The organism is Longicatena caecimuris, from assembly GCF_018406465.1.
GTDB lineage: Bacteria > Bacillota_I > Bacilli_A > Erysipelotrichales > Erysipelotrichaceae > Longicatena > Longicatena caecimuris.
The window spans coordinates 1071510-1086820 of sequence record NZ_AP024510.1 but is presented as its reverse complement, the minus strand read 5'-3'; the positions used below and the strand labels follow the sequence as shown (position 1 = coordinate 1086820).

Sequence of the window (15311 nt, the reverse complement as noted above, 5' to 3'; positions counted from 1 at the left end):
ATACTTGCTTCACACCCATAAAATCAGTCTTTCCAAGAAAACATTATATACATATATAGAAAATAATATTTTCAAGAATATAGGTATCGACATTTCCACATTACCTTCGCTAGACAAGAGAACCCTACTTTTCTTTTCTTGACATCAATACGATACTTTCCACATGAAACGTATTCGGAAACATATCGACACCATACAGTACATCCCCCACATAGCCATATTTTTGAAACAGCTGCAAATCGCGTAACTGCGTTTGTGGATTACAAGAAATATACAGCACCTTTTTAGGACGAATGGTCGCAACACTGCGAATAAACGCTTCACTACTGCCTGAGCGCGGTGGATCTAAGATTACAACATCCAAACGTTCTTTTTTCGCAGCCATCTTCTGCATGAACTTACCGGCATCATCGCAAACAAAACGAATATTACGAATTTGATTCAACTTCGCATTATTCTTAGCATCCTCCACTGCATCCTTATTCAGCTCCACACCAATGACCTGCTTAGCAAACTGTGCTGCATACATGCCAATCGTTCCAATCCCACAATAGGCATCTAAAACCGTTTCTTTGCCTGTCAACTGTAACAGCTCCATACCTTTTTTATACAACACTTCACATTGCTCATGATTAATCTGATAGAAAGATTTTGCCGATATGCGAAACTGTAAGCCACATAAGGTATCTTCAATATAACCCGGACCATATAAAATACGTTCCTGTTCACCTAAGACAATGCTCGTCTTACGTGTATTCACATTTTGTACAATGGTCGTTATCTGCGGATGCTTTTTCAATAGCTCCTGCACAAATGCCTTACGTGCTGGGAATACCTGCTGATTGATGACCAGTACCACCATGATCTGCTTACTAAGCATACCATAACGTATGACAACATGACGAAGTAACCCTTTTCGCTTATCCTCATCATAAGGTTCAATGCGCAGCTTTATCATCAATGCCGTAATCGTATGTAAGATAGCATCACAGATTTCCGGATGCAGCAAGCATTGTTCATAAGGGATAATATGATGTGAAAATTCTTCATAAAAGCCTGCCTGCAGTTTCCCTTGTTTATCCTTTTGAAAACCAATGATCATCTTATTGCGATAATGATATGGGTGTTTCATTGTGGCAATTTCCTCTGCCTTGATGTGCAACTGTTTGTTTTTTGCACACAACTTCTGTAAGTAGGATAGCTTCTGGTGCTTTTGCCCCTGCGCACTCATGTGCATTAAATGACAGCTGCCACAACGCTCATAAATTCCACAAACCGGTTTTATGCGTTCCTTATCTTTCTGAAGAATTTCGATAACATTTGCACTATAACCTTCTTTCAAACGCTTTTGTATTTTCACCTTAACTTTTTCTTTCGCCAATACATGACGTACAAACACCTTATCCTTGCCAGCCATCAAAATACCATTGCTGGATTCATCTAAATAAGCAATCGTTCCGGTTAGGATTTGTCCACTTCTTAACATACCTTCTCTCCTTCCAGCAATTCTTTTAGTTCCTGTAAAGCTGTCTGAATATCACAAACAACGATTCCTTGCATACCTAAGGAACAAGCTTTTTCAATATTTTGTACTCCATCATCTAGAAATACACAAGTTGCCGGTTCTAAATGATAGCGTTGCAGCAGCTCTTCATACATCGCCGCATCTGGTTTGATGGTATGCAGCTCATAAGATAATACCGCACCATCTGCATAGGCAAAGAAATCCTGCGTCTTTTTCAGATAATCTGCGCTATCCTGACTGATATTTGATAACAAATAGATGCCATAGCCTTGCTGTTTTAACTCCTTCATACAAGCTAAGGTTTCCGGAATTGGTTCCATCAGCTTTAGCCAATGTGTCAGCATATGATCCATTTCTTCATGATACTGTGGATACGCCTGATGATAGATCTCATACAGATCCTTTCGCAACAGAATACCTGCATCATACTGTGACCAAGCCTCATGTGAAAACATCAGTTCACATAAGGTACGCGTTTTGGTTTCTTCTTTAAAATACTTTAGAAAATAAGTATAAGGGTCAAATGTCACTAAAACATTCCCGATATCGAAAATAATATTTTGTATCATCGCTAAAGCCTCCATCATGCTCTCATTATACTATAGTCCACAAGGTGAAGAAAGCAAAATTGTCTATCCCCGACATATCTTTTCACAGACGAAAAAAGACTGGTCTTGTGTTTCCCCACACAGCCAGTCTTCTTCTAAATAATACTTTCTTAATGATTCACTCTTATCGACGATCTTAATTTGCTGCTTTAACCATAAACTCACAGATTTTTCTTGAGAATTCTGCTGGATCATCAATTGGGAATCCTTCAATCAACAATGCCTGATCATACAGTAATTGTGCATAATCCTTTACCGCATCTTTATCTTTCGCATACACATTTTGTAAGGCGGTAAAGATTGGATGGCTAGGATTGATTTCCAGTATTCTTGTGGCTTTCATGCCGTATGGATTGCCATCTGGCATTGCGCTTAACACCTTTTCCATCTCAAAGGACATACCTTCATCGGCACTTAAGCATACCGGATCATCTACTAAACGTGTACTCAGTTTGACTTCTTTGACTTTTTCACCTAAAGCCTCTTTTAAGCCATCAAGCATATCCTTGCTTTCTTCAGCCTTCTTTTCCAGTTCCTTCTTTTCTTCTTCACTATCTAAGTCTAAATCTCCCTGTGAGATATTCTTAAAGTTCTTTTCCTTATAGTTCATCAAAGACTGTAAGACAAATTCGTCCACATTATCTGTCAAATACAAGATTTCATAGCCTTTCTCTTTGACCTTTTTAACAATTGGCAACTGGTCAATCTTTTCTACCTTGTCACCACTGACAAAGTAAATATCTTTTTGCCCTTCTTCCATATGGTTGATATACTCGTCCAGTGTAATCAATTTCTTTTCCTTGCTGGAATAGAACATTAATAAATCCTGCAGCAATTCTTTATGTGCGCCAAAATCATTGTATACACCAAACTTGATCTGTACGCCAAAGTTCTGCCAGAATTTCTCATATTCTTCACGTTCGTTTTTCAGCATCAGCAACAGTTCTGATTTGATTTTCTTTTCAATACGGTTTGCAATAACTTTTAACTGACGATCATGCTGCAACATCTCACGGGAAATGTTCAAAGACAGATCCTGAGAATCTACCAAACCTTTCACAAAACGGAAATGCTCCGGCAGTAGTTCTTCTGCATTATCCATGATAAAGACACCGCGGCTATACAGCTGTAAACCTTTCTTATAATCCTGTGAATAGTAATTCATTGGTGTCTTACCTGGAATGAACAATAAGCTGGTAAAGGATACCGCACCCTCTACACTGAAATGGATGACTTTTTGGGGATCGGTATAGTCATTAAACTTACTCTTATAGAAGTCATTGTATTCCTCTTCCGTGATCTTTGCTTTTTCACGTTTCCACAATGGAATCATAGAGTTCAATGTTTTTTCTTCCATCACAGTTTCATATTTTGGTTCTTTTTCTTCTTCGCCTTCTTTTGTTTCCTCTTCCACACGGCGCTGTTCTTCCACCATCATCTGAATAGGATAACGGATATAGTCAGAATATTTTTTGATCAGACGTTCAATTTCATACTGCTGCATGTATTCATCATAGTTTTCATCATCACTGTTCTCTTTCAGATATAAAGTGATTTCAGTACCACAGCTATCCTTTTCACATGGTTCAATCGTATAGCCATCAACTGCATTGGAACTCCAGATATAAGCTTCTTCACTGCCATATTTCTTTGAGATGACATCAACTTTTTGAGCAACCATGAAAGCGGAGTAGAAACCAACACCGAACTGTCCGATGATATCTACATCATCCTGTTTTTCCTCTTCTTCTAATTCCTGCTTGAAGGCCAAAGAGCCACTCTTCGCAATTGTTCCTAAGTTTTCTTCCAGCTCTTCTTTATCCATACCTAAACCATTATCACGAATGGTTAAGGTACGAGCTTCCTTATTTACTTCCAGATAAATGTGGAACTTATCGCGTTCGACATCGCTCAGATTTTCACTTAAAGATTTATAGTATAATTTATCGATTGCGTCACTCGCATTGGAAATCAATTCACGTAAGAAAATTTCTTTATGCGTGTAGATAGAATTGATCATTAAATCTAACAGACGTTTTGATTCTGCCTTAAACTGTTTCTTTCTAGCCATTGCAAATTACCTCCCATTTAGCACTCTTTTACTAAGTCTGCTAATAGTATAAATCTTTTCTTTAGCACTGTCAACACCCTAGTGCTAAAAAATCTTGCTTCTCTACATGCAGGTGGCAAGGAATCGTATATGGGGTTGTCCTTTTTGTTTTGTTCTATCTAAGTAACTAAGAAATGTTTGCTTGTTTTCTGTTTCTCGTCTATAATATAAGAAACAATTTACAAAGGGGTTGTAAAAAAATGAAAGAAATGAAAGATGTGCGCAGAATTGTTGTGAAGGTAGGCTCTTCCACCTTAACCCATCCACAAGGAGGACTTCACTTTCAGAAGATTGATCAGCTTGCCATGGTATTGAGTGATATCAAAAATAGTGGCAAAGATGTCATCTTAGTGAGTAGTGGTGCTGTGAGTGCCGGTGTTGCGAAATTGCAAATGCGTCATCGCCCCACTTTGATGAAAGAAAAGCAAGCAGCAGCTTCCGTAGGACAGAGTGAATTGATGTTTATCTATGATAAATTCTTTTCCCAATACGGTCAAACCATTGCACAGCTGCTGTTAACAAAAACCATAACCCATAATGAAACTTTACGAATAAATGCCGTTAATACGTTAGAAACGCTGTTATCTTATGGTGTCATTCCGATCGTCAATGAAAATGACAGTGTCGCAACGGATGAAATTGCCTATGGTGATAATGATACGCTAAGTGCCGTGACTGCTTATCTTACAAATGCCGATTTACTTATTTTGCTATCTGATATTGATGGCTTGTATGATGATAATCCTACCCTTCATCCAAATGCCAAGCTGATTCCTGTCGTCAATCACATCAGCGAAGAAATTCAGGCAATGGCAAAGGGCGCCGGCAGTAAGCATGGAACCGGTGGTATGGTGACAAAACTATATGCTGCACAATATGCTGGTGAACATGGTATTCCGATGATCATTGCCAATGGCAAGCAACCATCAATTTTATATCATATCTTAAAAAATACGTATCGTGGTACGTTATTTGATTTAAAAAAGGAGGAGAATTTATGACGTTAGAACAATTGGCACAGAAAACAAAAGCTGCTTCCACCGCAATCATGAATGCGGATACAAAACGCAAAAATCAGCTCTTAGCAACCATCGCAAAAGGTTTAGAAGAACATATGGCAACCATTTTAAAGGCGAATCAAAAGGATGTCGAAACAGGCAAAGTGAATGGCATGCCAGCTGGTTTGTTAGATCGCATGATGTTGAATGAAGAACGCATGAAACAGATGATCAAAGGCATTGAACAGGTTATCGCCTTACCTGATCCAATTGGCGAAATACGTGCTATGCATACAAATGAAAATGGTTTACAAATTGGTAAGATGCGTGTCGCCTTAGGGGTTGTCGGGATGATTTATGAAGCTCGTCCAAATGTTACCGTAGATGCGGCCATTCTTTGTTTAAAAGCAGGCAATGCCGTTATGTTAAGAGGTTCTAAGGATATTTTGGAATCAAATAAGAAACTCGTTGCCATCATGCAGGAAGCACTTATGAGATGTGGCTTTGATAAATATACCATTGCTTTATTAGAAGACACCTCCCATGCATGTGCAACGGCATTCATGCAATTAAATGGCTATTTAGATGTCTTAATTCCCCGTGGTGGTGCCGGACTGATTCATAATACGATGCAGCATGCAACCGTTCCGGTATTAGAAACCGGTACCGGCAACTGTCATGTTTATATCGACGCGGATGCTGATCTGCAAAAAGCGATGGATATTGTTATTAATGCGAAGACTTCTCGCACGTCGGTATGCAATGCCTGTGAAAGTATTTTGATCCATCGCGGCATTCGTGACAGCTTCATTCGCTCTTTATTGCAAGAATTATCAAAGTATAATGTTAAGATTCATGGCGATATGACCATTTGTGAGTTGCATCAAGAATGCATTCCGACAACCCAAGAGGACTATTACAAGGAATATTTGGACATGGAGGTTTCGATAAAAATGGTAAACAGCTTAGCCGAAGCCATAGCCCATATCAACACTTGCAGCACGCATCATAGTGAAACGATCGTATCTGAGAATTATACGAATGTGAAAAAGTTTTTAAAAGAAATTGACAGTGCCTGCGTGTACGCCAATGCCTCCACAAGATTTTCCGATGGCTTTGCATTTGGCTTAGGTGCCGAAATCGGTATCAGTACCCAAAAGCTGCATGCCCGCGGGCCGATGGGATTAGAAGCTTTAACGAGTGAGAAATATATCATTCTCGGTGATGGACAAGTTCGCTGATGAACGTAACAAGAAATATGCAATTTTCGACAATTTTCACGCAAAATCATCCAAATAGTTTCACAAAATTTCAAAATACTTCTATAAGGAATGAATTTCTTTTTCTATCCATCCTACACATAATACGAAACATTTAAAAAAGTTATAAAGAGCTCTAATGCAAACAAAGAACTATTTCAATAAATGAAGAGAATTTGCCTTATGAAATACGCTCAAAAAGATACCATCAAAAAGGAAGGACTATAACCTATGCCTATGCATACTGACATGTCAAAACGTAGTCCTTCCTTTTTTAATATTTTTAAATTTTTTATGTGCCAACAGTTCTGCTAAGTATAAATTCTCTTCTACATGGATAAGGCGATACTCAGCACGTAAGATACTAAGATCAACACACTACATAACAATACTGCTCCGCGATGTTTTTTTCCATAAATAACACCTAATGTTGCCAGCATGGAAAATGCCCCAAAACCTAACAAGTTCAAAACTTGTGGCTCATTCACATAAATACCACCCTTGACATAAAGCACATCCGCAAAGCATAAAATGATAAAATTAAACAAATTGCTTCCCACAATATTGCCAAAAGAAGCATTAAAGTTCCCAATACGTACCAAATTAATGGAAGCACTCAACTCAGGTAATGAAGTTGCCACTCCAAGGAAGATAGCACCAGCCACCGTAGCTCCCAACTGCAATTCATTCGCAATCTTATCTGTTACTTGGGTTAATAAGATACTTACAACAACCAAAGCAACACTGAAGATGATAAAACGCAAAGCAATTTGTTTTACTGTTAATGAAATATACACATCCTCCACATTGTCTCCACTTTCATCATGTTTCATGAACTTCACATTCACAAGATAAACAATCAGAATGAGAACCGACATCAAATTTACCTTTAAAAAGCCAATTCCTAGTTCATAAGGATAAAAAATGGCTATAAAGACACAGGCGTACATGACGATGCCATACCATAACGTCTTAGAATGGGAATTTGACAGTGTTGCACGTTGATAGCGTTTGCTGGTAAACAGCATCAATCCGCCAATCACACAAAGGTTAAAGATATTAGAGCCAAGCACATTCCCCTGCACCAGATCAGGCTGATCTAATGCCAACACAGCAGTTAATGAAGTGAATAGTTCAGGCAGTGAGGTGACTGCTGCCAGCATGACTCCCCCGATAAAAGCGCCGGATAAATTGGTCTTTTTATCCAGGCAATCCACATAATAGGATAGTCGGACAGACAAATAAACAACCAGGATCGCTAATACCAGATATTCAATATATATCATACATTCGTTTCCTTTCTTATTTTCAGCTTTTTTATGATACCTTCCCTTACGAAAGAAGTCAATAGCCTTTCTGGGAAAACACCATCCGTTTCCGGCTTGTAATCATTCTTGTAAAAAAACAGAAACACTTTAGGTTTCTATTTCATGATTTATCCTTTTTTAGTCGTAGGAACACGTTTACTAAATCACCTACAAAGTTATTTCACCATTTTTTCAAAAGCATCCTTGGCAGCCATTTGCTCAGCCCGCTTTTTGGAAAAACCCTTTCCTCTTCCTAACGTGATATCATCCAACATCACAGCTACTTCAAATTCCGGCTTATTGCTAGGTCCTGACACATGAATGGTTTCATAGTGGACCGTCTTGCGTGAATCGGATTGGATATATTCTTGTAATTTTGTTTTATAGTCAATGACCTTCTCACTTTTTGGTTGTGTGATGGCTGGCGTAAGTACCTCTTCTAAAATAACATTAATGCTGTCCATCCCGGAATCTAAATAGATAGCACCTAATACTGCTTCAAACATATCCGCCAGTATGGAATCACGTTCTCTACCACCAGTCTTTTCTTCTCCTACCCCAAGCAAAAGATAACGACCTAAGCCTAATTTGCGATTATATTCCGCTAAAGCCTCCTCACATACCAATTGTGCACGCAAGGTGGTCATCTGCCCTTCACTTAATTCCGGTGTCAATTTAAACAACTTGGTTGTTGACCATAACTGTAAAACCGCATCCCCCATAAATTCTAAACGCTCATTATCGTGGGCAAAGGTCTTATGTTCATTCACATAAGAAGAATGAACCAGTGCCTGACGTATTAATTCCTTATCTGTATATGGAATTTTTTTGCTTTCTAACCAATCAAAAATCGTATTCATATCATTTCTCCTTCTTATATACCCTATTTAAAGTCACCTTTGCTTTTCATGAGTATGATCTTTCCTTTTATTAGTAAGCAATCACGAATCCCTTATCTAAAACGAAACATCATACCAACTGCCATTGTATGATCAAAAGCGCGGTCACACCGCTATTATATCACACTAATCCAAATATGTGGCACGCGCAATGGTCATATCAATATAATTTTTTATCTGTTCATAACCAGGATCATGGATGTGCTTTAATAATGCTTGTGCATCTTCTCTGGCAACCTCTAAAATATTTGCATCTTGAATAACATCCCCTAAAATAAATCCCGGAACACCACTTTGCCGTGTCCCTAAGATATCTCCCGGACCTCGCAATGCCAGATCATAACGCGCAATCACAAAGCCATCATTTGTTTTCTCACAAACCTTTAAACGCTGTAGGCTATCTGGATCTTTTGAATCACTTAATAAAAAACAATACCCCGGTTGACTGCCGCGTCCCACACGTCCGCGGAGCTGGTGAATTTGACTCAAACCAAAACGATGTGCATCATAAATAACCATTATATTGGCATTAGCGACATCCACACCCACCTCAATAACCGTTGTTGATACTAAGATTTGCAAATCCCCCTCTACAAATGCTTTCATTACAGCATCTTTCTCTTGCGCACTCATTTTTCCATGGAGCAAGCCTATCTGATAACGTCTTCCTAAGGAAGCCTGCATGCCTTGATAGATATCTGTGACATTACGCATCTCATAATCTTCATTTTTCTCAATGGCCGGGCAGACAACATAACACTGATTGCCTTCATCAATTTTCTCTAACACAAAATCTAAAATACTACTCATGGATCTTGCGTGCACCAGCTTTGTCGTGATTTTTTGACGTCCAGATGGCAATGTCTGAATCGTGGATACATCCATGTCGCCATACAAAGAAATGGCTAATGTTCGCGGTATTGGTGTAGCACTCATCAATAAGAAATCAACCTTATCCCCTTTTTCTAACATTTTCTTTCGCTGGGCAACCCCAAAACGATGCTGTTCATCCGCCACGACCATACCCAAATCATGAAACTCTACACCTTCTTGAAACAAGGCATGCGTTCCTACAAGAATATCAATTTCATTTCGCGCTAAACGCTCTAAAATATCTTTTTTCTCTTGTGTCTTTAAGCTGGCATACAATACCTCAACCTGAATTTCATAATCGTGAAAGATTTTCTTCAAATTGTTTCCATGCTGTTTCGCTAGGATTTCCGTCGGTGCTAAAAAAGCTGCCTGCTTATGTGCTAATACACAGGCATACATGCCAAAAGCCGCCACCAAGGTCTTTCCACAGCCTACATCTCCCTGCACCATACGATACATGATGTGATCACTCTTCAAATCGGCTAAAATCTCTTCGATTGTTTTGATTTGATCCTCGGTCAAAGAGAAAGCTAAGGTTTTTTGCAGATCCATGACTTCCTCATTATCAAATCGCTTTTCATGTCCATGTACCACTTCTTTTTCCTGTACCTTTAAAGCTTGCATCGTGATTTGGAATTTTAAAAACTCTTCATATTTTAAATGGCGCAGGCTCTGTTTTACCGCCTCCATATTTTTGGGATGATGGATGAAATACAAGGCCTGCGAACGAGAAATTAAGCGATACTTCTGTAAGTATTCCATGGGCAGAAATTCTTTAATGCTTTCTTGTTGCGCCAGCCATGCCTTATCAATGTATTTACGGATATCTTTTTGACTGATTCCCTCTTTTACATTATATACCGGGAAAATACCAAGCTGTTCCTGTAATGGCTGAAAATTATATTGCAATGCCGTCATCCGTGAACCACCTTCATATTTAGCGATAAGTGTAATTGTTTTTCCTACCGTAAACGCTGATATCCAAGGGCGATTAAAGATAGCGATATCCAATTCTTCCTCTTCATATAGAAGTTTAAATTTTGTGACACTCTGTTTGCCTTTCAAGCGTATTACTCTGGCACGATTTAAAATCACACCTTCCAATGCGATCCGATCTTCTTTTTGCCATTCCTTACGTGGTTTCGTTTCTACGCTTTCATAACGAAACGGATAATACGTTAAAAGATCCATGGCATTTTCAATTCCCATGGTATGCAAAAGTGCTCTTTTTTTCTCTGATATCCGCAGTTCCTTCAGTTCCATATGTCACACCCTAACTGATTTTCATTATATAATAGGTTTTGAAAACATTCAAACAGAAATATCCTTCCCCTTTACGATCGTATCGCACAATAGCATTTCTTCTTATTATCTTTATCTATCTTCATCTTATCCTTATCTTTTATAAAAGTGATGTTTCCATCATCCTTACCTGATACTTCCCCATATCCATTTCTTCTTTCGTAAAATGAAATCCCAACTTTGTCCAAAACTTTTCGGCCACGACATTTCCCTTAATGCAGCCCAAACGCGCATACTTAGCAGAAAAACACTGATGCAACAGCGTCTTCATCAATGTTTGGGCAAACATCGTACCTTGATACTTTTTGTGAATCATAAACCATCCGATATACAAACAATCTTCATTGGGATAGCCAACAATAGCATCCAAAAAACCTAACAATTCCTCCTGGTGATAAAAACCAAGAAAGTACTTATCCTGCATGCTTTTCCCCATAGGTAAAGCAGTTAAATCTTCTTTCAATGAAGCTTTCGTTGGTTTGCTTTTCATACAAGCAAAATAATAGGGATTGCTGATACAGATGGCATACATAGCATCTATATCTTTTTCACTCAGTTTACAAACCTTAATACCATCCTGATACGGTGGAATCGTTATTATGCTTTGAAAACAATGCTCTTTATTTTTCATGATATACCTCCATTGGCCATTTTTTTAGTTTCTCGTTATTCGCTTTACTTTCCTAAGATATCATAGAAATCTTAAGCGATACGTGCAATGCTGACACAACGCTTCCTCTACTTGATGCTTTTGAAAGCCCTCCAACATCTTTAAACAGCGTTTCGATGATAAGATTTCTTCCAAAGGGGTCTCAAATAAATTCCCCAAAGCAATATCTCCTTTACTGTCTAAACAGCATGGCACTAGTGTACCATCCACCAATACCCCACACATGCTTTTCATACCTAAACAACTTCCTGTCTTCGACACAAAAGGATTCATCAAAGAAGGCCAAGTAAAGATATTCTCAAAATGCAGATGAATATGATCCGCTAAATCAAAACGATGCATTCGCTTAATCATCACATCTTCTAAGTTCTTCTGATATTGTTTTACTACGGTCGTTAACAGTGTTTGTGTTTCTTTGCTTAACTTTTCATCTTGTATGCTCCATAAACGATAGTTCACATGTATACCACAGGCTGCTAGCTTTTCCGCACATTCCCATATCGTCTCTAAATATCGTGGTTGTTCATGCTGAGGAAAGCTGTGCAAGGAGATATTTAATTGTCGGATACATTGGGAAGCACATAAAGCATCCACTTGTTTTTTTAATAAAGTTCCATTTGTCGTCAGGATGACCTCCATATCATTCGCTTTGCATATCTGTAAAAAAGCGGGAAGATCTGGATGGGACAGCGGTTCCCCTAATACATGCAGATAAACATGTCTTGTGACACTGCGTACCTCCTGAATGACATGCGTAAATTCTTGTATATTCATCCTGCGTGGCTGTCGCTGATTTTGAATACAGAAGCTGCAGGCAAGATTACAAGTGTTGGTAATTTCGATATAGACTCTCTTAAATCGCATAAACGCTCCTTTTTTTCTCTTATTTTACCACAGCTGATAAAACAAAGAAATAAGAAAGCTATCTTCGCTTTTGTTAGCAAATCTACTTTTTCTGCAAAAACATAAAAGGAAGTAAGAAAATCCCATCTTCGTAGGTACACATTTACTCATTCTTGTATCTTCTTTGATGGGATCCTATCAATGCTTTTAAACTTCCATATTTATTCAACAATCACTTTCTGCCTATAACCTGTTTTCTTATTTATCCTTCGCGAACCATTTGCTAGCTTCATTAATGAAAATCACACTGGCACTTAAGCCAAACACCAACCCCCAACTCATCATATCTAACGGTACCGTTTTTAATATAAAATTAAAGATCGGCAACTGACATACGGCGATCTGCAATGCTGTACTAAACAAGAACGTCAAGATTAACCATTTGTTCTTAAATAAACCGACGGCAAAGATAGAATGGGTACGGCTGCGCAAATTAAATGCATGGAAAAGCTGTGATAAAGACAATACCATAAATGCCATTGTTTGTGCTTTAGCGGGACTGCTATTTAATCCATAACGGAAAGCGACTAGTGTAATGGTACCGATAAACATACCATTTAAAATGGTAAACATCCAACCTCCATGGGCAAACAAACTCTCTTTTGCATTTCTTGGTTGTTGCTCCATGATATCCCATTCCATAGGATCTACACCTAAAGCAAGTGCAGGGAAAGCGTCCGTAATCAAATTAACCCATAAGATCTGGATAGCACTTAAGGTTGATACCACATGTGGCATGCATAAAATGGCTAAAAATAATGACATAATTTCTCCAAGGTTACAACTTAACAGATAAAGAATCGCTTTTTGGATATTTTCATAGATTCCTCTGCCCTCTTCCACAGCTTTCACAATGGTCGCAAAGTTATCATCTGCCAAGATCATATCACTCGCCTGTTTACAAACATCGGTCCCTCCCTGTCCCATAGCGATACCGATATCTGCCTGTTTCAAGGAAGGCGCATCATTGACTCCATCTCCCCCCATGGCTACCACCATATCATTTTGTTTAAAAGCCTGAACAATGCGTACTTTATGCTGCGGTGTCACGCGGGCAAACACACGATATCCTTTTACACTGGCACACAGTTCCTCATCACTCATCGCATCTAACTGATTTCCGGTAATCACTTCTGTCTCTTGTTTGGCAATTCCAAGTCTGCGGGCAATTGCTAATGCGGTTAAAGGATGATCTCCGGTGATCATCGCCACACGGATACCGGCTTTATAACATCGGGCAATAGCATCTTTAACTTCTTCTCGCGGTGGATCCATTAAACCAACAAAACCAATGAAGCACATCTTATTCTCAACATCATCTTCATAAGGCGATTTCAATGTTTTTCTTGCTAATGCCAAGACCCGCTGTGCATCTTCACTCACTTGACGGCTGGCTTCTAAAATGCGCTGCTTTTCATAATTTGACATGCGTACTGCCTTGCCATCCTGCCAAACACTGGTGCACATCGCTAAGATCTTTTCCAATGCTCCCTTCGTATAAGCAACAACTTCTCGCTCATGCTGATGGATTGTCGTCATTCTTTTTCGATTAGAATCAAAAGGAATTTCATTGACGCGGACATATTTCATATCCAAGTCCTTCTTATGAAAGCCTTGTTTTTCACCAAAGCATAACAATGCTGTTTCTGTTGGCTCTCCTAATACTTCATTTTGCGATATACTGGCATCATTGCAAAGCACCATACCTTTCAATAATTCATCATTTACTTCCTGCAACATGCCATTGGCATAACTGCTGACCACATGCATCTTATTCTGTGTTAAAGTTCCGGTCTTATCACTACAAATAACACTAACAGAACCCAATGTTTCTACCGCATGCAGTTTGCGCACGATGGCATTTTGCTTACTCATGACCTGAACGCCTAATGCTAACACAATGGTGACAACGGCTGGTAAGCCTTCTGGAATAGCCGCCACTGCCAAAGAAATGGAGAGTAGCAGCATATCAAAAAGATTTCGCCCTTGTAATATGGCAACCACAAACATGGCCGCACAAACTCCTAACGATAGCATTCCCAAAATCTTTGATAAATGTGCCAACCGTTGCTGCAAAGGCGTCATATCCTCTTTTGTTTCATCCAGCATGCGGGCAATCTTGCCAACCTCACTGTCCATCCCACAGCGAACGACCATCCCTTGTGCTTTACCATATGTAACATACGTCGACATGAACACCATGTTGCGCTGATCCGCGATATGCATCTCATCCGGATAGACAATATCTGCCTGTTTTTCAATAGCCTCACTTTCCCCAGTTAGCGTGCTTTCTTCCACCTTTAAATTGGTACTGGTGAGCAAACGCATATCGGCAGGTATATAACGACCTGCTTCCAGCTCTACAATATCTCCCACAACTAAATCTTCGGAATTGATTTCTTTCAAATAGCCATCTCGCAGGACATACGCTTTTGGCTCTGATAACTTTTCCAAAGCATCAATCGCTTTTTCTGCTTTAAACTCTTGAATGACACCAATGATTGCATTTAACACGATCACAACCAAAATGATACAAGCGTCCATATATTCCTTTAAAAATATAGATACGATTGCCCCAATAATCAATATAATGACCATTGGATCCTGAAATTGTTCCAGAAACATTTGTAAGAGCGTTACTTTCTTTTTCTTATTTAAAATATTTTTCCCTTGCTCTTTTTGTCTTCTTTGTGCCTCTTCTTCACTCAATCCTTTATGAAGATCACTTTGACAAGCTGTTTCTATCTCCTGAATCGTCTTTCGATACGGCATACGATCCCTCCTTCAGTTACACCTTATGATGCTTTCATGCATGCTATGTACACTTCGTCAAAACATGACAAAACTACTGAAAAAA

Annotated in this window: 11 protein-coding genes; 2 read left to right on the top strand and 9 right to left on the bottom strand. The window is 38.9% G+C overall.

Features of this window, described 5'->3' with window-relative positions:
* Positions 1–124 precede the first annotated feature (124 nt).
* The 3 genes from rlmD to htpG all read right to left on the bottom strand — a co-directional run bounded on the left by rlmD (position 125) and on the right by htpG (position 4204).
* Positions 125–1486, bottom strand: a complete 1362-nt coding sequence (gene rlmD / locus KJS44_RS04990) for a 23S rRNA (uracil(1939)-C(5))-methyltransferase RlmD (protein ID WP_008689166.1) — start codon at positions 1484–1486, stop codon at positions 125–127.
* Complete coding sequence (locus KJS44_RS04985; RefSeq protein ID WP_008689168.1) at positions 1480–2094, bottom strand: HAD family hydrolase; 615 nt, start codon at positions 2092–2094, stop codon at positions 1480–1482. Before KJS44_RS04985 ends, rlmD begins: the two co-directional genes overlap by 7 nt.
* Before the next feature lie 175 nt (positions 2095–2269).
* Entirely contained in the window at positions 2270–4204 is a 1935-nt protein-coding gene (gene htpG, locus KJS44_RS04980) for a molecular chaperone HtpG (protein ID WP_008689171.1), read from the bottom strand.
* A 239-nt stretch (positions 4205–4443) separates the two neighbouring features.
* Here htpG and proB point away from each other — a divergent pair, with 239 nt between their 5' ends.
* The gene (gene proB, locus KJS44_RS04975; protein ID WP_008689172.1) at positions 4444–5244 is read left to right on the top strand and encodes a glutamate 5-kinase; all 801 of its coding nucleotides are present in this window, start codon (positions 4444–4446) and stop codon (positions 5242–5244) included.
* Complete coding sequence (locus tag KJS44_RS04970; RefSeq protein ID WP_008689173.1) at positions 5241–6482, top strand: glutamate-5-semialdehyde dehydrogenase; 1242 nt, start codon at positions 5241–5243, stop codon at positions 6480–6482. Before proB ends, KJS44_RS04970 begins: the two co-directional genes overlap by 4 nt.
* Positions 6483–6829: 347 nt before the next feature.
* On the opposite strand, the gene KJS44_RS04965 is transcribed toward KJS44_RS04970, so the two are convergent.
* The 6 genes from KJS44_RS04965 to KJS44_RS04940 all read right to left on the bottom strand — a co-directional run bounded on the left by KJS44_RS04965 (position 6830) and on the right by KJS44_RS04940 (position 15226).
* A complete protein-coding gene (locus tag KJS44_RS04965; RefSeq protein WP_008689174.1) occupies positions 6830–7786 on the bottom strand; it encodes a sodium:calcium antiporter in 957 nt (318 codons plus the stop codon).
* Positions 7787–7983: 197 nt separating this feature from the next.
* Positions 7984–8667: a ribonuclease III gene (rnc, locus tag KJS44_RS04960; protein ID WP_008689175.1), complete on the bottom strand. Its 684-nt coding sequence runs from the start codon at positions 8665–8667 to the stop codon at positions 7984–7986.
* A 165-nt stretch (positions 8668–8832) separates the two neighbouring features.
* Complete coding sequence (gene recG, locus KJS44_RS04955; RefSeq protein ID WP_008689176.1) at positions 8833–10842, bottom strand: ATP-dependent DNA helicase RecG; 2010 nt, start codon at positions 10840–10842, stop codon at positions 8833–8835.
* 139 nt (positions 10843–10981) lie between these two features.
* Entirely contained in the window at positions 10982–11512 is a 531-nt protein-coding gene (locus KJS44_RS04950; RefSeq protein ID WP_008689177.1) for a GNAT family N-acetyltransferase, read from the bottom strand.
* A 60-nt stretch (positions 11513–11572) separates the two neighbouring features.
* Positions 11573–12415, bottom strand: a complete 843-nt coding sequence (locus KJS44_RS04945; RefSeq protein WP_008689178.1) for a radical SAM/SPASM domain-containing protein — start codon at positions 12413–12415, stop codon at positions 11573–11575.
* A 237-nt stretch (positions 12416–12652) separates the two neighbouring features.
* Entirely contained in the window at positions 12653–15226 is a 2574-nt protein-coding gene (locus KJS44_RS04940) for a calcium-translocating P-type ATPase, SERCA-type (RefSeq protein WP_008689179.1), read from the bottom strand.
* Positions 15227–15311: the final 85 nt, after the last annotated feature.